At 64.7% G+C, this 16770-nt stretch carries 20 protein-coding genes and 2 pseudogenes; 11 read left to right on the plus strand and 11 right to left on the minus strand.

Annotated elements, in window-relative coordinates:
- The first annotated feature begins 110 nt into the window (after positions 1–110).
- The gene (trxA, locus tag BRW65_RS18350; protein ID WP_073877002.1) at positions 111–443 is read left to right on the plus strand and encodes a thioredoxin; all 333 of its coding nucleotides are present in this window, start codon (positions 111–113) and stop codon (positions 441–443) included.
- An 86-nt stretch (positions 444–529) separates the two neighbouring features.
- Positions 530–1042 carry a methylated-DNA--[protein]-cysteine S-methyltransferase gene (locus BRW65_RS18355; protein WP_073877004.1) on the plus strand — a complete coding sequence of 171 codons (513 nt, stop codon included), beginning with the start codon at positions 530–532 and terminating at the stop codon, positions 1040–1042.
- 93 nt (positions 1043–1135) lie between these two features.
- Here the strand turns inward: BRW65_RS18355 and BRW65_RS18360 are convergent, their stop codons facing one another.
- From BRW65_RS18360 to BRW65_RS18370, 3 genes are all read right to left on the minus strand, one after another.
- Positions 1136–1576, minus strand: a complete 441-nt coding sequence (locus BRW65_RS18360; protein ID WP_139273165.1) for a DUF4437 domain-containing protein — start codon at positions 1574–1576, stop codon at positions 1136–1138.
- A gap of 232 nt (positions 1577–1808) precedes the next feature.
- Positions 1809–2600, minus strand: a complete 792-nt coding sequence (locus BRW65_RS18365; RefSeq protein WP_073877008.1) for a type 1 glutamine amidotransferase domain-containing protein — start codon at positions 2598–2600, stop codon at positions 1809–1811.
- A gap of 169 nt (positions 2601–2769) precedes the next feature.
- Positions 2770–3453: an isochorismatase family cysteine hydrolase gene (locus BRW65_RS18370; RefSeq protein ID WP_073877010.1), complete on the minus strand. Its 684-nt coding sequence runs from the start codon at positions 3451–3453 to the stop codon at positions 2770–2772.
- A gap of 498 nt (positions 3454–3951) precedes the next feature.
- Here BRW65_RS18370 and BRW65_RS18375 point away from each other — a divergent pair, with 498 nt between their 5' ends.
- From BRW65_RS18375 to mug, 4 genes are read left to right on the plus strand one after another with little or no spacing between them, the layout of a single operon-like run.
- A complete protein-coding gene (locus tag BRW65_RS18375; protein ID WP_073877012.1) occupies positions 3952–4614 on the plus strand; it encodes a nitroreductase family protein in 663 nt (220 codons plus the stop codon).
- 55 nt (positions 4615–4669) lie between these two features.
- Positions 4670–5608, plus strand: a complete 939-nt coding sequence (locus tag BRW65_RS18380) for an NmrA family NAD(P)-binding protein (RefSeq protein WP_073877014.1) — start codon at positions 4670–4672, stop codon at positions 5606–5608.
- Positions 5605–5889, plus strand: a complete 285-nt coding sequence (locus tag BRW65_RS18385; RefSeq protein WP_139273166.1) for a hypothetical protein — start codon at positions 5605–5607, stop codon at positions 5887–5889. Before BRW65_RS18380 ends, BRW65_RS18385 begins: the two co-directional genes overlap by 4 nt.
- Positions 5890–5907: 18 nt before the next feature.
- Complete coding sequence (gene mug, locus BRW65_RS18390; RefSeq protein WP_208611868.1) at positions 5908–6438, plus strand: G/U mismatch-specific DNA glycosylase; 531 nt, start codon at positions 5908–5910, stop codon at positions 6436–6438.
- Here mug and BRW65_RS18395 read toward each other — a convergent pair.
- On the minus strand, positions 6429–7049 hold the full coding sequence (locus BRW65_RS18395; protein WP_208611873.1) for an FMN-dependent NADH-azoreductase: 621 nt from the start codon (positions 7047–7049) through the stop codon (positions 6429–6431). The genes mug and BRW65_RS18395 overlap by 10 nt on opposite strands.
- 387 nt (positions 7050–7436) lie before the next feature.
- Between BRW65_RS18395 and BRW65_RS32805 the strand changes: the two are divergent.
- The 5 genes and pseudogenes from BRW65_RS32805 to BRW65_RS18415 all read left to right on the plus strand — a co-directional run.
- Positions 7437–7550, plus strand: a pseudogene (locus tag BRW65_RS32805) (pyridoxamine 5'-phosphate oxidase family protein); the annotation flags it as partial.
- A 124-nt stretch (positions 7551–7674) separates the two neighbouring features.
- Positions 7675–7965 (plus strand): hypothetical protein, encoded by a 291-nt coding sequence (locus BRW65_RS32960; protein ID WP_432206435.1) that lies wholly within the window; start codon positions 7675–7677, stop codon positions 7963–7965.
- 142 nt (positions 7966–8107) lie between these two features.
- Positions 8108–8341: pseudogene (locus tag BRW65_RS32965) on the plus strand (DUF7002 family protein); the annotation flags it as partial.
- 71 nt (positions 8342–8412) lie between these two features.
- Positions 8413–8712 carry a DUF7002 family protein gene (locus BRW65_RS18410; RefSeq protein WP_073877020.1) on the plus strand — a complete coding sequence of 100 codons (300 nt, stop codon included), beginning with the start codon at positions 8413–8415 and terminating at the stop codon, positions 8710–8712.
- A 315-nt stretch (positions 8713–9027) separates the two neighbouring features.
- Complete coding sequence (locus BRW65_RS18415) at positions 9028–9651, plus strand: alpha-ketoglutarate-dependent dioxygenase AlkB (protein WP_073877022.1); 624 nt, start codon at positions 9028–9030, stop codon at positions 9649–9651.
- Between the two features lie 170 nt (positions 9652–9821).
- On the opposite strand, the gene dnaB is transcribed toward BRW65_RS18415, so the two are convergent.
- The 7 genes from dnaB to BRW65_RS18450 all read right to left on the minus strand — a co-directional run.
- Positions 9822–12200: a replicative DNA helicase gene (gene dnaB, locus BRW65_RS18420; RefSeq protein WP_073877082.1), complete on the minus strand. Its 2379-nt coding sequence runs from the start codon at positions 12198–12200 to the stop codon at positions 9822–9824.
- Positions 12201–12729: 529 nt separating this feature from the next.
- Positions 12730–13188: a 50S ribosomal protein L9 gene (gene rplI, locus BRW65_RS18425; protein ID WP_073877024.1), complete on the minus strand. Its 459-nt coding sequence runs from the start codon at positions 13186–13188 to the stop codon at positions 12730–12732.
- Between the two features lie 43 nt (positions 13189–13231).
- Positions 13232–13486, minus strand: a complete 255-nt coding sequence (gene rpsR / locus BRW65_RS18430; protein ID WP_046182476.1) for a 30S ribosomal protein S18 — start codon at positions 13484–13486, stop codon at positions 13232–13234.
- A gap of 39 nt (positions 13487–13525) precedes the next feature.
- The gene (locus tag BRW65_RS18435) at positions 13526–14044 is read right to left on the minus strand and encodes a single-stranded DNA-binding protein (RefSeq protein WP_073877026.1); all 519 of its coding nucleotides are present in this window, start codon (positions 14042–14044) and stop codon (positions 13526–13528) included.
- Positions 14045–14156: 112 nt separating this feature from the next.
- The gene (rpsF, locus tag BRW65_RS18440) at positions 14157–14447 is read right to left on the minus strand and encodes a 30S ribosomal protein S6 (RefSeq protein ID WP_036362157.1); all 291 of its coding nucleotides are present in this window, start codon (positions 14445–14447) and stop codon (positions 14157–14159) included.
- 144 nt (positions 14448–14591) lie between these two features.
- A complete protein-coding gene (locus tag BRW65_RS18445) occupies positions 14592–15233 on the minus strand; it encodes a DJ-1/PfpI family protein (RefSeq protein ID WP_073877028.1) in 642 nt (213 codons plus the stop codon).
- A gap of 76 nt (positions 15234–15309) precedes the next feature.
- Positions 15310–16770, minus strand: a 1461-nt coding sequence (locus BRW65_RS18450) for a glycosyltransferase family 87 protein (RefSeq protein ID WP_073877030.1), incomplete at its 5' end; no start/stop codon positions are given.

Raw genomic sequence — 16770 nt, forward strand, 5'->3', positions numbered from 1 at the left:
CAGCGTCACAAGGAACGCAAGCTGTGTCTTGCAACAGGTTTCGTGTTATCACACCGATCAGCGGCCGCTGATCATGGCGGATCGACAGCGTGAGATGAAGGAGACGACACATGGCCACAGCCACCACCAAGGCGCTCACCTACGACTCGTTCGCCAGCGAGGTCCTCGAAGCCCCCGGCCCGGTGTTGGTTGATTTCTGGGCCGAGTGGTGTGGGCCCTGTCGGATGGTGTCACCCGTGCTCGACGAAATCGCCCGCGAGCACGCGGGCACGCTGACGGTGAGAAAACTCAACGCCGACGACTTCCCTGACATCGCCGCCGACTACCACGTGCATTCCATCCCCACCATGGCGCTCTTCTCCGGGGGACACCTCGTGAAGACGATTGTGGGTGCACGCCCGAAAGCCGCTCTGCTCCGCGACTTCGCGCCCTATCTCGACTAGTCCCTCTCATCAGACGCCCGGCCCGGCTGGGGCGTGCGTGCACCATTGCCACGCACGCTAAGCCTTCTTCACTACCAGGAGATGCGATGTCGTCCACCTCCACCAGCTCAACGCGTCACGCGCTTATCGACACCGATATCGGCACGCTCACAATTGTTCACGACGACGTTGGTCTGTCCGGTATCTACTTTCCCGGTCACTGGACCAAGCCGGATCCCGTCATCTTCGGACTACGCACCGACGCACATGAGTTCGCACAGATCACCGAGCAATTGCATGAGTACTTCGCCGGTCAGCGACAAGTCTTCGACGTGGAGCTGGCGCCAGCACCGTCGCAGCGCGCCGAGCGTATGCGTTCGGCTCTGTGCGCGTTGCCCTACGGCACCACCGCCAGTTATGGCGAATTGGCGCGCTCCATGGGTATCACGGCGCGTGAAGTCGGTACTCTCAACGCGCACAACCCCGTGTCGATCGTGGTGCCCTGCCACCGTGTGATTGGTGCCGATGGCAAGCTCGTCGGCTACGCCGGCGGCCTCGAACGCAAACAGCGCTTGCTCGTTTTGGAGGGGGCGCTGCCGGACACGCCCACGCTGTGGTGACAGCCATGATCCGGTACGCCCCGCCCACCCCTGGCCACCGTGCTCCCTATAACGGTCGTCCGCGAAGACGAGAGCCCAGGCTGGGGCCGGGCGTCAGTCTGTGACTGGGGGTATTTGGGCGTCGAAGCCGACGCCCTGAATGAGGAAGATCAACCCCTCGGTCTCCGATACACACGCCGTGGTGTGGGCTTGCTTGCCCTTCTGGTACCAGAAACCGCCCGGCCCCAACGGGATTGGCGTCTCTCCGGGCTTGTAGTTGGCCATCGTGCCTTTGATGACCACTGCAGCGTAATCGGCGCTGTGGCTGTGCAGGGGGCTGACGAAGCCAGGAGTGAACCTGAGGAAGGTGCCGTGTCTGCCGTCGGCCATCTGACCGTATGCGTTGGCCGCTTCGATCTTGGTGACACCGTCCACGCCGCGCTGACCGATGTCGAAAAACGTCATGTCCTCGGCGCGATATGACGATGATTCGACTCCCGGGGGAAATACGCCGAAGCCGTCGGCGGGTGACGCTGGATCTTGTTCAGAGGCCACGTGGTCATACCTTTCACGAAGTATTACCGTCCGGTGTGTACGAACGGTCAAGGGAGGATCGAACTGTGGGACAGGCTCGCCGGTGAAACTGCCTGGGCTGCATTAGGACTTGTCCGACGATAGGAAGCTCCGAGCGCCGTGCGCTGTCGAAATCTTTAGACGACCGCCGCACGTCTCGCCGCGACGCCTTTTGTTGGCCTCGGTCCGGCTGCACCCGCGAGTGGCCATGGTGTCAGGCGGACTTGTCCAGCGCGGCAAGGAACGTCTCGGCGAGCGCGTGGTCTGACATCGGATTCTGAGCGGTGATCAACTCGCGGTCGGTCACGACATAGGGGGTGAAGTTCTCATCGGTCGTGACGACGGTACCGCTGGCGGCCTCCAGGGCATCGGGCATGTTGAAGTACAGCTTGGCCTTGAACACGTTGTCTTCGGCGAACTCTTCTTCGCTGCGGGAGAACACGGTCATCCGGTATCCCGCGTATTGCCATCCGTGGGCCAATTCGCGTGCCTTGGTGTAGTCACCGTCGATAAGCGCAGCCCGGAACTCGCGAGCGTTGTCCATCGCGGCCAGCAGTCCCATCGGTCCGTGACAGATCGCAGCAGTCGGCTTGGCGTGGGTATGAAAGTAACGCAGGACATCGCGGGTGTCGGGATCTTGCATGACGTCGACGACCGGGGCGTGACCGCCGGGGAAGAACAGTCCCGCGAAGCGATCCAGACCGTCGTCGATCACCGACCGGAGCGTGCGGACGTCGTTCATCGCCGGATGATCGTTGAAGAAGTCACGGGCCTTGGTCCGGGCGGCGTTGTCGTTGGCGAAGTACAGCAAGGCGTCGGAATCGGGATCCATATGCGGTTTTTCGCCGGTGGGGGTGGCCAGCACGAACTCGTATCCGGCGGCCACCAACGCCATCAACGGCACAGCGGTTTCATTGAGGAATTGCCCGATCGTGATGGTGCCGCCAGTCTTGGCCTCCAGTTGGGTGGCATTGGAGCCGACGACGAGGATGGTGCCCTTGCTCATGGAAAAACTCCCAATGTGGTCGAGAACGTCGCTGCGGACGTCCTATGGGGTGTGGTGGCGGTCGGTCGCTGACGTGAGTGCTGGTCGGCGGCGGCGACCGGATCTCGGTATCGGAGCGTGGTCGATCCCACGATCTGCACGGTGACTGCCCCGGAAGGGGTCGCCGCGTTCAGGTCGCGGCCGAGGCGGTGATACGGCGGACAACTTCCTCGGTGGTCCACACCGCGTTGGCCATGAACCGCCAGTTGATCATCGCGGCGTCATACCCCGAGCCTTCTTCGTTGACCGCGCCCGCCACGGCGTCGCGGACCATGATGATTTCGAAGCCGTTCTGGATCAGGTTGCGCATGTGATCTTCCAGGCACAGGTTGGCCGCGGGGCCGGCCATGATGACCTTTTCGATACCGCGCCGGCGCAGTAACAACACCAGATCGTTGGTGGGGGCGTAGCTGACGTGGCGTGAGGTGACGGTCGTGGCGCTGTCCTCTATGTACTTCCGGAAGCGGTCGGGCACATCAGCTCCCGACCCGGGAACGTCGTCGAAGTGCAGCGGGCTCTGGCGCTCGACGAGTCCGACGTTGAGTGCCAGATCCTCCATCGCACCCAGGCGGGTGTAGCCGTGATGGTCATGGGGGAAGAAGTAGTGCGGCGACATGAACACGGGCAGGTTGTTGTCCTTGGCGGTCTGCAACAACGTTTCCAGGTGGTCGTTGACGTTGTTGCGTATCATCAACTCTTCGATTAGGACGTAGTACTTGCCGCCCTCAGTGAGGAAGTCGTTTTGGATGTCGGCAAGAACCAGCGCAGTGCGCTGGGGGTCGATCTCGATGTCGACCTCGTGCTCAAACAGCATGCCGGAGAGGTCCTTTCGTGTCGGTGATGGACATTCGATGTCAGCGGACGCGACGCCGCGTCTGTGTCGATGGTCAGCGGCCTCGAGGCGCCCACGGTCCGCGAGATCATTGATAGTCGGGTCTTTTCGTTGCGGGGTGGATGAGCGCCGTCGATGCGTGGTCCTGGCCAAGCTAATGCAACTCCGGATCGGCCACTATCGAAATCTTTAGCGGCCTCTGCTCGACGGTCGAGCCGCCTTGTGCCGCCATCCAATTCCGTGCCGCCGTCACCCATTCCCCTGGGCATCCACGACCCGCTGGACGGGGAGCGTCACCCGCATCGGCTGATGAACGTCTAAAGATCTTGACAGCGCACGACCGCCGGTAGCTCATAGCGTCACCGATGCTCACCTGCTCGCCGTCTTTGGACTTCGTCTCTCACACAGATCGGATACACCCTTGCCGGAGAATACCGTCGGCCGTGCCGACACCGCCCTCACGATCGGGGACCCAGCCAAATGAGTACCTATCCGGTGATCGAGATGACGACGGACACACTGCTGTCCACCACACGGTCGGTACGCAAACGCCTCGACCTGTCCCGAGACGTCCCCCTGGGACTGGTGCGGGAATGCTTGGAAATCGCCCTGCAAGCACCGACGTCTGCAAATCGCCAGCACTGGAGTTTCATCGTCGTCGTCGACGCCGAGCAGAAGCGTCGAGTCGCGGAAATCTATAAACGCCAATGGAATTGGCTCGCCTCCACACCGTATTCGGTCGGGGGACGGTTCTCCGACGACCCCACGCGGGCGCCCCAACAGGCTCGCGCGGCCGACAGCGGCGCCTACCTCGCCGACCATCTCGCCGAAGTGCCCGTCCTGGTGCTGCCGTGCATCGAAGTCGAAGGCGACGGGCAGTTCACACCGGCGAATCAGGCCGACACCTGGGGATCGATCATGCCAGCAGCATGGAGCTACATGCTGGCTGCCCGCACCCGCGGCCTGGGTACCGCCTGGACTTCGCTGTCCACCTCAGCCGAGCCCGACATTCGCGCTGTCATCGGCTATCCCGACAACGTTTACCACGCGGCACTGATACCCACGGCCTATTACACCGGGGAGACGTTCAAACCCGGCAAGCGTCAGCCGCTCGACGACGTTCTGCACCTCGACACCTGGTGAACCACGGCCACACCGGCCGCCCTCGCGCTCCCCGCACCCCAGTGAAAGGCCCATCATGACCACCGCCACCCCGTCAGGCGATCCACTGTTCCTCGTCACCGGAGCAACCGGTCAGTCCGGCAGCCACGCCGTCGCGCTGCTGCGCGAACGCGGCCTCCGCGTGCGCGCCTTGGCGCGGGGCCAAGATGAGCGTGCACAGCGGTTGCGTGATCTGGGCGCCGAAGTCCTCGAAGTGGACATCTTCAACTACACCCAGATCCGTGACGCCACCGAAGGCGTTCACGCCGCCTACTTCAACTTCCCGCCCGCCCCCGGATACGTCGAAGCCGCCGCCAAGTTCGCCGACGCAGCCACCAGCAGCGGTGTGCACGCCGTGGTGGAAATGTCCCAGCGCGGCATCCGGCCGGAGATGAGCGGTCGCGTCGGTCTGCAGCACTGGATCGTCGAGCGCCTCTTCGACCGCACCCCGATGGTGACCACCCACCTGCGGGCCACCATCTTCCTGCACTGGCTGGAGAACTTCTGGGTCCGCCCCTCCGCCGACGAAGGTTTGCTCCGCCTACCAGTCGGCGACGCCCGCTTCGCCCCCATCAACACCTTCGATGCCGCCCGCGTCGCCGTCGCCGTATTGCAGGACCCCGACGCGCACGACCGCCAGAGGTACGACCTCTTCGGCGCCGAGGAACTCGACTGGCACCAGATCGCCGCGAAAGTGCAAGCCACACTGGGAATCCCGGTGCGCTACGAGTCCGTGGAAATCGCCGAGATGAATGCTGCCCTCACCGCTGGTGGTATCCCCGGCTGGTTGGTCCACCACCACGCCGATGTCGCTCAAGAGATCCGCGATGGCATCTTCTCGGGGATGAATGATCTCGTCATGACCATCAGCGGCGCGCCGCCGGCGACGATCGAGCAATCTGTTGAAATCAACCGTGCGTTCTACGACACCAACGGCCCGCTGGCGCTCACCGATGAACTCCTGGGACGTCGGTGACGTGGAAGCGCCGCGGGACGAAGCTCCCCAGTTGTGTCGACGATGTGCGCGCCGACCTGGCCAGCCGTCCCCCGCTCACCTACGCACAAGTGACGCAGATCGTGGACCTGCTCGACCGGCCCAGTGCCGCCCACCATCCCGCCGCCGTCATCGTGACGCTCCGCTCGCTAATTCCCGGCGCCGCTGTACGGCTTGAGGCCGCACCACGGCTGCAGGCCATCGAGTGCCTGCAGGCTTTCGAAGCCGCGATGATCGAGGCGCTAACGGCCGACCAGGTGTAGCGGCGGCTCCCGATAACGGTGAGGAGTCAGGGGCTGGCGGGGTATTCATCTGACGTTCTGAGCAGCGGTCTGAACGTGGTGTTCTGCGGGATCAACCCGGCAGCCACCGCCGCACGCAGCGGCCACAGCTTCTCCCACCCGAGCAACCGGTTCTGGTCGGTGCTGTACCTCGCCGGGTTCACCGATCACCGGCTTCGCCCCGAGGACGAACGCCAACTGCTGACGTACGGATGCGGCATCACGGCGGTCGTGTCCCGGCCGACAACGCGCGCCAGCAATATCACCACATCCGAGATCCGCTCCGCAGCCCCACTATTCGAGGCGAAAGTCCGGCACTACGCACCCAACACGGTGGCGTTCCTCGGAAAGCGGGCGATCCGGGCGCTGCGGCCCGGCGATAATCTACGGTGGGGGACGCAAGATTTCCGCTTCGCGGGTACGCGAATTTGGTTGCTGCCCAATCCAAGTGGGCTCAACCGGAGTTTCAGTCTCGACGGGCTCGTCGCGGCCTACGCCGAGCTGCGCCGGCACGTACAGCGTCAGACCTGACCGTGGACCTGCGCTAACTCGACCGCCCGCTTGAGCGCGTCCTCGAGACTCTGGGCGGGGTCGGGAGTCAGCAACGATGGCTGAAATCTCAGCTCATCGATGTCGGTCACGCCCGCTTGGTTAAGCCAGACGCGCAGGTACGTCGACTGATGGTCGACGCCGAACTGTGGCGTCTGGACGCCCGGAAAGTACACCCCCGCGGTCAACGCCAACGTCGCGTGCTTGTTCTCCAGCAGACCGTGATATCCGGTGTTGGGATCCAGTGTCCACAGCAGTCCCGGCTGATGGATCAGATCGATGTACTGCTTGAGCCGGTAGGGGATGCCCGCGTTCCACATCGGCGACGCGATGAGGTAACGGTCAGCGGAGATGAATCTGTGTGCGATCGCCTCGATCTCGTCCCACGCGCTGCGCTGCACGCCATCGAGTCCCGCGCCGGCGATGACGTTCATCTTCGCGGCAGCCTTGTCACCGTCGAACGCCGGCAGATCAGCGTCCCACAAGTCGAGGACGTCCACCTCCAAGGCCGGATTGGTCGCCATCAGGGCGTCAAGATAGGCCTGGGCGACACGAATCGAGCCCGAGTCGCCCTTGCGTGGGGATCCCTGCATGAACAGAAGCTTGGTAATGCTGCACCTACCTGCCATTCCATCGGCCGATCCCGAGCGGGAGCGGCCGGACAATCCGAACGGCGCAAAGCTACAACGGCCGCCACGGGCAGCACTATCAAAATCTTTCGTACTGCACGCGCTGGTTCCTAACGCAGCTGAAAGTGCCACCGGCGGTGTCGGATTCGCTTCGGTAGTGAGCTTCCGCCTACTGCTCGTCGTGTTGGCCTGCTGATTTTCAATGCGCCGCTGCGACTGACGAGGACACATCCATGGCATACCCGCGGAAGCGCGTCGTAACGACGTGAGCGACGCACTGAACGGACTGACTCGCAAGAAGGATCGCGCTGCCGACCGGAAGGTGCTCGGCGAGTTTTCGACCAGAGCCTGGTGGCGACGCTATCGACAGTCCTCGACGGACAGCCCTGGGTCATCCCCATCTTCATGGCACGCGTCGGTGATGATCTGCTGCTTCACGGCTCGACGGGTGCAGGAGCATTGCGCCACGTGGCCAACGGTGCACCCGTGGTCCTTAGCGCCTTCATCCTCGACTGGCTGGTCGTGGCCCGAGCGAGCATTCGACCACTCCGCAAACTATCGCTCCGCCGTCGTCCGCGGCACCTGCACAGTGGTCGACGACACCCACGCTGCGGCGACACTCGACACCTTCACCGACCGGATGCTGCCCGGACGCCCGGCAGAATGCCCACCGCATATCGACGGGGAAATCGTCGCCACCTTCGCACTGAAACTGGCCATCGAGCAGGATAATTGGATCGCCAAACAGTGCACTGGACCGCCATCGTCGCCCAGTGCCACCCAATGGACGGGCGTCGTCCCGACAACAACAACATTCCTGCCGCCGATATCGGACTCTGCACATCCAGTGCCGTCCTCCGTGCGGCGCTTAGCGCCCTGAGCGCACTCGCGTCGCCCGTCCACGGACCCATCGGCAGGTGATCGTCGGGACGACACCCAAGGTCGCGGTCCCCGTCAATTCATCCTTCGCCATGGTCGGCCATCGCCCGACGACGGCCACGCGCACCGACCCATGGGAGACCATGATCCAGCTACCCCCCGTCGTCTACCACCTCGCCGAGGCAGCGAACTGGCCGTCGATCCAGCGGAAGAGGTTGTTACCCGCCACCCATCTTCTGCAGCGGCAACGTCTGCGACACGTCGTCCTGGTCGAGGGCGTGGAGGTCCGCGACCAACGACCCCTCCCCGAGGCGGCGCTCGCCAGCTGCCTGGTCGGCCTCACCGCAGCCCAGTGGTACGCCATGCTCAACGAGCGCGTCTTCTTCTGGCTCGCCCCCGCGCGGATCAGTCGACAGCATCGTGCCTGCGGGTCCCGCCCACAGGTCGTGTGCTCACCATCGACACCCCACGAGTGGTCAAGACCTACCGCAAGGGCGTCTCACTCAGCCCCATCAACACTGGGAATGCGCGCCGGCGCCCGGCGCGGCGCGGCGCGGCGACCTTCGTCCCCTACGCGCAATGGCTCGATACCGGGTGGACCAGCGAAGCGACCGCACTCGGCACTCCTGCGCGCCGGCGATCACATGCCCCCGTCGAATTGACCATCGCTGACCCAATCCCCGACATCGGGCGCTACATCGTCGACGTCACTCCCCTGCACCCGGGTGAGCACTTCAACGGGGCTTGAACACCCTCAACGAAGTCACCGCCAACCCGTTCTGGCGTAGTCGAATGCACCTAAAAATCCCGACAGCGCTATCCCGCGCAGGCGGCCTAAAGTCCGACCTATGGCAGGTAGCACTCAGGGCGCCGCACCTGTCATGGCTGAGCCAACGGCGACAACACCCGCACGCGTTCAGCAGCACCGCGCCGGCACAGGCACTATGCGCCCGAGAGAACACTTCATCGACCGGCCGCGGTACCCATCAACACGCGCAGGGCACCACAGGATTACACGCGCAGCACTCACCATCGACCAACGCGACGCGATTCAGGAGGCGACATGGCACAACCATGGCAGTCGTCGCTATTCGACGACGCCGAGGACACCACCCCCGCATCGGTCGATCCATCAGCGTTCGACCGCGCCACCGTCTATGCCCTCGACGAGCACTCCTGGATCACACACGTCCCGACCTTGGTCCGCGGCCACACCCACCTGCTCAACCAACTTGCCGCACTCGACATTTGGGAACAACGCAGTCGCTGGATGTACAACCGGATGGTCGAGGAACCACGACTGACCGCCGAATACGCCAACGTGCAGCTCGTACCGCAAACGATCGGCCGGATCATCGCCGTCCTAGGCGCACAGTACGACGTGCTCTACAACCGGGTCTGGATGAACTGGTACCGAGATCACCGCGACGGCACCGGATGGCACGCCGACCGACCGGCCAACAAGGCACCGACTGCGACCATCCCCGTGCTGAGTCTCGGCGCACCCCGCCGTTTCCTCATCCGGCCCATCTCCGGGGGCCCCAGCACCGCCTTCACCCCGGCCGGCGGTGATGTCATCGTCATGCACGGACGCTGCCAACGCGACTGGCAACACTGCGTCCCCAAACAGAACACCCCCGCCGGACTACGCATGAGCCTCAACTTCTCCGCAGTACTCAACGCCTGACACAAGCGGCCCGGATAACTTGTGTTCTGCAATCGACATCGCAGACGCTCTCAGTCCAGACAGCCGAAGATTCTCACTCTCATGTCCAATTGGACATCGAGTGGACATTTCTCTAATTGGACATGCAATTTGAGAAGCCACAACAACTCGGCAGCAGCAACGACGCGAAGTCAGCGCGCCATGTTGGCGAAGCGCGACAGATGCAACTGATGCGCGACGGTCACCGTCTTGGTGGGGCCGTTGCGGTGTTTGGCGAGAATGAAATCCGCCTCTCCCCCGCGCGGATCGTCGCGCTCGAACGCATCCGGGCGGTTGAGGAGGATGACCATGTCCGCGTCCTGCTCGAGCGATCCCGATTCGCGAAGGTCCGACAACATCGGCTTCTTGTCGGTGCGTTGCTCGGGGCCACGGTTGAGCTGGCTGATCGCGACGACGGGAACCTCGAGCTCCTTGGCCAACAGCTTGAGTTGCCGCGAGAACTCGGACACTTCCAACTGCCGCGACTCAACCTTCTTCCCCGACGACATCAGCTGTAGGTAATCCACCACCACCAGGCGCAGGTCGGCCTTCTGCTTCAGCCGGCGCGCCTTGGCGCGGATCTCCATCATGGTCAGGTTCGGCGAGTCGTCGATATACAGTGGCGCCTCGCTGATTTCGCTCATCCGCCGGGCGAGCCGCGTCCAGTCGTCGTCGCTCATGCGCCCGGAACGCATGTCGGCGAGTTTGATCTTCGCCTCCGCGGAGAGCAGCCGCATGACGATCTCGGACTTGCTCATCTCCAGCGAGAAGATGACGCTGGCCATCCGGTGCTTGATCGAACAGGATCGCAGGAAGTCCAGACCGAGCGTGGAGTTATGGGTGGGGACCATTGCCCTGCTCGCCAGATACATGTGGCTGTCGTTGTCCACTTCAACACACCGCACGGGAACGGTCTCGATCGGGCGAACATCCACAATGAAGCGTGAGCCCGAGGGCGCGGTTCCGGTGGCGGCCCGTCGTTCCTTGTGCGCGATGGCCTTTCGCTGCAGCGCGAACACCACGTCGTCCGTGGAGAAGGTCAGGGTGTAAGCGATGCTCGACGAGTCGTGCCGGCCCCGGACGCGCTTGGCCGAGGTTTGGCAGCGGTAGCCGAGACTGACGATCAGCTCGGCGGCATCGCCCGCCAGCCGCTGACTGGTGACGGAGAACTGCACCGCACCGCCCGCCGTCACTGTCCCGTCTGTGTCGAGCAATCCGGCGAGCAGGGCGCGCCGCTGTGCCTCCGACCCCCGCAGGTACTCGATCGGGATGTGCTTGTTACCAAGCACTCCGAGAGTGCGCAGTCGCTCCTCTAATGTCCCGACCAAGCCGTCCGCCTCGATGCGCATGATGATTTCCGGATCGGCCGTGGTGATTTGCGCTGCGGCACTGGTGCCGTCGCCCAGCCAGGCGCCGAGAGTGTATGGCGGGACCAACAACTCGCGCTCAGGTAGGTCGAGCGCGCTCGCGTTCACCACGCAGTGGTTCAGCCGCCGGTCTAACGTGTCGCAGCGCAGGGTTTCGGCAATCTCAGCCGTCGTTCGCACCGCCGCAAAGGTGCGCTGGTTCTTATAGCGGTTGTAGCCCACTCCCGCGGCTTGTGCCGACTTCCGGGATGCGCGAGTTTCGGTCAGCCACTGGTGCGCCGCGTCCGCGACGATGACCGTCCCGTCGGAAAATTCCACCTCATAGCACGGCCGCCCCAGCATCACCTCGGTGGCGGCCACCACCCGCGTCGGCCGCCCGTCGTCGCCGAGCAACTCGTCACCGACCGCGACGTCGCCCATCGTCGTCCAGCCCGACGGCGTGGGCAGCAACGTGTCCAACGCGAGCGCCTTCCCGACTCCAGGCCTGGCCGCCACGATGATCATCTGCCCGGCGTGCAGACCGTTGGTCACCTCGTCGAGTTCGGTGAAGCCGGTCGGCACCCCGCGCGCCACGCCGCCGTTGGAAGCGATCGCGTCGATCTCGTCCATCGTCGGCTGCAGCAGATCCTCCAACGGAACGAAATCCTCCGTCGTCCGCCGGTCGGCAACCTCGTAGATCTCCGCCTGCGCGCGATCGACCACCTCGGCCACGTCGGCGCCCTCGGCACCCGCGTAGCCGTACTGCACGACCCGCGTCCCCGCCTCCACCAGCCGGCGCAGCAGCGCCTTCTCCGCGACGATGGTCGCGTAATAGCCCGCATTGGCGGCCGTGGGCACCGTCGAGATCAGCGTGTGGAGATAAGGGGCGCCGCCGATCCGGCGCAGCATCCCGCGGCGGTCGAGTTCGGCGGCCACCGTCACGGCGTCGGCCGGCTCACCGCGGCCATACAGGTCCAGGATCGCGTCGTAGACGTTCTGATGCGCGGGGCGGTAGAAGTCGCCGGGGCGCAGCCGTTCCAGGACGTCGGCAATCGCGTCCTTGCTCAGCAGCATGCCGCCGAGCACCGCCTGCTCCGCGGCCAGATCCTGGGGTGGCTGGCGGCCGAAGTCCTCGCTGGGCGCCGATGAATCCACGCCCGCCGACAGGTCATCGACGACCGCCATGGATCCCTCCTCCGTTTCCACGCGCCCGAACGTACATTCGAAAACCGGTTTCTTCAGCGTAAGTCACGGAGCCGACACTTTCGTCCCACAGCACTCGCACGCCTCGCGCCGGGACGACGTTAGACGTTGCTGGCTAGTAGGTGAAAGGGCGGCTGTTCATGAACCTGTGCATCGTGTGTGCATATCCGTCGACACCTGTGTTGAGTGGGGTGTGGAGAACCTGTGCATGAATTCAAGGGGCTATGACATCACTGCTGTTAAGGGCCATGTAACGCGACTAATTTGGTGTGGACAAGAATCTCTACGGCGTGTCGCCGCAGGTTACCGCTCCGGGCGTGTTGGCTTTCAGCGACATTTTCAGAGCGTTACGACAGGGTAAAGACGACCCTCGGTATACACCCGGGCAATAGTTCGCTAGGGCGCGCGTCCGCGACCGCCGTCCGGGGGGCCAAAGAAAGTGTCGGCTGCACAACTGAGCCCGGCGGCGGCCGATGCTGGCCGCCGCCGGGTAAGAGCAAAGGTTGCCGGGTTAGCTCTCGGCGACGACCTCGAGTGCGACCTCGACATCGACCTCCGGGTGCAGATGCACCGACACCGGGTGGGTGCCGACGGCCTTGATGTGCGACTTGGGCAGCCGGACGATTCGTTTGTCCAGGTTGGGCCCGCCGGCCTTCTTGATGGCCGCGACCACGTCCCCGGACGTCACCGAGCCGAACAGCTTTCCGGAATCGGCCGCGGTGCGCACCGGCAGGTAGACCGGGCCCAGCGCCTCGATCGCCGTCTTGAGCTCGTTGGCGTGCCCTAGGTCGCGCACCGCCTTGCTTTCGCGGGACCGGCGGATCTCGTCGGCCTGCTTCTGCGCGCCCCGGGAGGCGACGATCGCCAAACCCCGCGGGAGCAGGAAATTGCGGCCGTAGCCGTCCTTGACCTCGACCGTGTCGCCGACCGCACCGAGGTGGTCGACGTCAGCCGTCAGTATCAGCTTCATCGTTATTCGTAACTTTCGCTTGGGTCCAAAATGAATGCGCCGGCTATCGCGCCGAAGAGGTGAAGGGCAGCAGAGCCACCTCGCGGGCATTCTTCACCGCGATCGCGATGTCACGCTGATGCTGCACGCAGTTGCCGGTGACACGACGCGCCCGGATCTTGCCGCGCTCACTGATGTAGGTGCGCAGCAGCGCGGTGTCCTTGTAATCGATCGATTGGCCCTTCTTGGCGCAGAAGACACACTTCCGCGTCTTGACCGGCTTTTCCGGAGCCGGACGCCGCTTGCTGGACTTCGCCATGACTGTCTTTCTTTCCGTTTCTTAGGTGTTGAAGTTCGTTTAGAACGGCGGTTCGTCGTCGCCGCCGCCGAATGACCCGGACGCCGGGGCGCTGCCCCACGGGTCGTCGGCCGGTGCGCTGCTCGCCGGTGCCGCCGATCCCTGTCGAGACCCGCCTCCGCCGCCGAAGCCGCCACCGCCGCCACCGCCGCTGCGGCTGGCCTTGTTCACCTTGGCGGTGGCGTACCGCAGCGAGGGGCCGATCTCGTCGACCTCGACCTCGACGACGGTGCGCTTCTCGCCTTCGCGCGTCTCGAAGGAACGCTGCTTGAGCCGGCCGGTGACGATCACGCGTGCGCCCCGGGTGAGGCTCTCGGCGACATTCTCCGCGGCTTCCCGCCAGATGTTGCAGCGCAGGAAGAGGGCCTCGCCGTCTTTCCATTCCCCGCTCTGGCGGTCATAGATCCGCGGTGTCGACGCCACGGTGAAGTTCGCGACGGCGGCACCGGACGGGGTGAACCGCAGTTCGGGGTCGGCGGTCAGGTTTCCGACGACGGTGATGGTGGTGTCACCAGCCACAATTTCCTCCTAGGTCCGCCCTGCTACTCGCTTGTCAGACGGGGGATGGCACGTATCCTCGCTGAGCCTACGCAAGTCCACCGACCGTGGGCCCACGACTCAGCCACAGGTGTTAGTGCTTGTCGGTGCGCATCACCTTGGTGCGCAATACCGACTCGTTGAGGCTCAGCTGGCGGTCGAGCTCGGAGACCGTCGCCGGCTCCGCCTTCAGGTCGACCACGACGTAGATGCCCTCGGCGTGCTTGGCGATCTCATAGGCCAGCCGGCGCCGGCCCCAGATGTCGACCTTTTCGACGGTTCCGCCGTCTTTACGGACGACGTTCAGGAACGTCTCCAGGGACGGAGCAACAGTGCGCTCGTCGAGCGTGGGGTCAAGAATGACCATGATTTCGTATGGACGCATGGAAACCTCACCACCTCCTCTGGTCTGTACGGCCACGGTCATTCCGTGGCAGGAGAGTCGCCTGCGTCGGCAACCGCACCAGGCTACCGGATGGGTGGGCTGGCCTCCAAAATCGCGGCGGATCCGGACGCCCGAGCAATCCGGCTACTGCCGGGCGTTCAAATATTCGGCGGCCCGCGCGACGGTCGCCTCATCGGCCTTGGCGAGGGAGCCCGCGTCGAACGGCGGCTGCGGGTCGTATTCGATCATCAGCTGTGCGGCCTGCGCGGCCTGCCGATCGACCAGCAGCTCGACCAACCGCAGGGCCATATCGATGCCGCTGGACACCCCGGCGGCCGTGATGATCCGCTGCGGCAGGTGCTCGACGACGCGCTCCGGTACGTAGTGGGCGCCCAGCTCGTTGAGCAGATCATTGGCCCGCCAGTGCGTCGTGGCAGTGAGGCCCTCGAGCAGGCCCGCCGCGGCCAACAGCAGCGCACCGGTGCACACCGACGTGGTGAACGTCGTGCCCGGGTGAACGGCTTGCAGCCAGGTACGGATCGTCTCGTCGTGGATCAGCCGCCGGGTGCCGATCCCACCGGGAACCAACACCACATCCGGCGCGGCGACCTCGTCGAATCGCGCGTCGCAGCAGAGGCCGAGCATCCCGTTCTCCGTCCGCACCTCGCCTCGGCGGTGACCGACGAACACCACCTCGACCGACGGGACGCGTTGCAACACCTCATAGGGGCCCACCGCGTCGAGCGCGGTCACCCGCGGGAACAACGGGATGGCGACGAGAGTCATGGCGCTACTCTCCCCCGCAAGCGGGTGGTGCCCCCACCGATCCCGGCTACGCCGGCATCATCGTCGTCGGCGCGTGTCATGGCGCCACCGCGGCCGGCACCGCCGATTCCGCCTCGTGGTGCGGCGCCGACGCGCGCCGCAGCCCGGCCGGCCGCAGCCAGTCCGGCAGCCATCCGGGCGGGGCGTCGGGGGCGCGGTCGAAGGGACCACCCGACGGGTCGTCAACCCGGCCGCCCCAGCGCACCAAGTCCTCACCGGGCCGGTAGATCTGACGGATCACCAAGGCGCAGAGCGCGACGACGGCGACGTCGCGCAACAGCACCGTCGTGGTGAAGAACTGGTCGGGCAGCGAACGGTTCGGATTGCCGTATAGGTAGTACATCCGCGGCACCCACACCACCGCGTCGATGGTCATCCACGCCAGCAGGACCCGGCGGTGCGGCAAGGCCAGTGCCGCCAGCGGCACCAGCCACAGTGAGAACTGGGGACTCCACACCTTGTTGGTCAACAGGAAAACCGCGACCACCAAGAACAACAGTTGCGCCAGCCGGGGCCGTTGTGGGGCGGTGAACGCCACGTATGCGATTGCGGCACAACCGATTACAAACGACACCGCCACCACCGCGTTCAGCACGGTGGGCGGCTCCCAGAACCCGAGCTTGGGGTCGAATCCATGCCAGCCGGTGAACGACTTGACGACGTTGTACAGCGAATCCATGTCGTCGCCGCGCCGGGCGTTGAGCCGGAAGAATTCCGACCACCCTCGCGGAAACAGCACCAGGATCGGCAGATTCACCAACAACCAGGTCACTGCCGCCGTCGCCGCGGTGCGCGCCACGGCGCGGAAGCGTCCCGTCCGAAGCGCCAAGACCACCATCGGGCCGAGGAACAACAACGGATACAGCTTGGCTGCCGCGCCCAACCCGATCAGCACGCCGGCCAGCACCGGTTTACGCCGGGCCCATGCCAGCACCCCGGCCATGGCCAACCCCGTTGCCAGGGCGTCGAAATTGGTGAAGATCTGAAAAATCAGCAGCGGCGACGCGGCCACCAGGGCCGCATCCCATATGCGGCGCCCCGCCAGGCCCGCGGTCGCCCAGACGGTGGCCAGCCAGGCCAGCGCCAGCCCGAACGCCGCGACGTTGAAGAACATCACCACCTCGGCCACCACCGGAAGCGGGGCGAGCTTGCTCAATGCGGTGTAGGTCTTCGCCAGCGCCATGGACACGTACTGATACATCCCGGTCAGCACCGGGTACTCCATGTAGCGCACCGCGGGCCGGCCGTCGTAGCGGGTCTGCGGGGTGCCGCTGCCGTCGGTCTCGACCCAGCTCGACTTGTACGGAAACTTGCCTTGGCTCAACAACTCCGCGCCGTAGAGCGGCACCGTATCCGAGTAGCACAGCTCGTAGTAGGCGCGTTGGTTCTCCCAGTTGGCGACCCGCTGATCGCCCGTCCCGGTTCCGGTGCTCTGCAGGCAGGCCGCCTTCGTCGACCAGCCGAGCGCGAGGAACACCAGCCCGATCAAGAACATCAC

It is taken from the genome of Mycobacterium paraffinicum (assembly GCF_001907675.1).
Lineage (GTDB): Bacteria > Actinomycetota > Actinomycetes > Mycobacteriales > Mycobacteriaceae > Mycobacterium > Mycobacterium paraffinicum_A.

Bases quoted from the DNA above. Each gene is read 5' to 3' on its own strand.
- trxA (WP_073877002.1), top strand. From the start codon at position 111: ATGGCCACAGCCACCACCAAGGCGCTCACCTACGACTCGTTCGCCAGC.
- BRW65_RS18355 (WP_073877004.1), top strand. From the start codon at position 530: ATGTCGTCCACCTCCACCAGCTCAACGCGTCACGCGCTTATCGACACC.
- BRW65_RS18365 (WP_073877008.1), bottom strand. From the start codon at position 2,600: ATGAGCAAGGGCACCATCCTCGTCGTCGGCTCCAATGCCACCCAACTG.
- BRW65_RS18370 (WP_073877010.1), bottom strand. From the start codon at position 3,453: ATGCTGTTTGAGCACGAGGTCGACATCGAGATCGACCCCCAGCGCACT.
- BRW65_RS18375 (WP_073877012.1), top strand. From the start codon at position 3,952: ATGAGTACCTATCCGGTGATCGAGATGACGACGGACACACTGCTGTCC.
- BRW65_RS18380 (WP_073877014.1), top strand. From the start codon at position 4,670: ATGACCACCGCCACCCCGTCAGGCGATCCACTGTTCCTCGTCACCGGA.
- BRW65_RS18395 (WP_208611873.1), bottom strand. From the start codon at position 7,049: ATGCAGGGATCCCCACGCAAGGGCGACTCGGGCTCGATTCGTGTCGCC.
- BRW65_RS18415 (WP_073877022.1), top strand. From the start codon at position 9,028: ATGGCACAACCATGGCAGTCGTCGCTATTCGACGACGCCGAGGACACC.
- dnaB (WP_073877082.1), bottom strand. From the start codon at position 12,200: ATGGCGGTCGTCGATGACCTGTCGGCGGGCGTGGATTCATCGGCGCCC.
- rplI (WP_073877024.1), bottom strand. From the start codon at position 13,188: ATGAAGCTGATACTGACGGCTGACGTCGACCACCTCGGTGCGGTCGGC.
- rpsR (WP_046182476.1), bottom strand. From the start codon at position 13,486: ATGGCGAAGTCCAGCAAGCGGCGTCCGGCTCCGGAAAAGCCGGTCAAG.
- rpsF (WP_036362157.1), bottom strand. From the start codon at position 14,447: ATGCGTCCATACGAAATCATGGTCATTCTTGACCCCACGCTCGACGAG.
- BRW65_RS18445 (WP_073877028.1), bottom strand. From the start codon at position 15,233: ATGACTCTCGTCGCCATCCCGTTGTTCCCGCGGGTGACCGCGCTCGAC.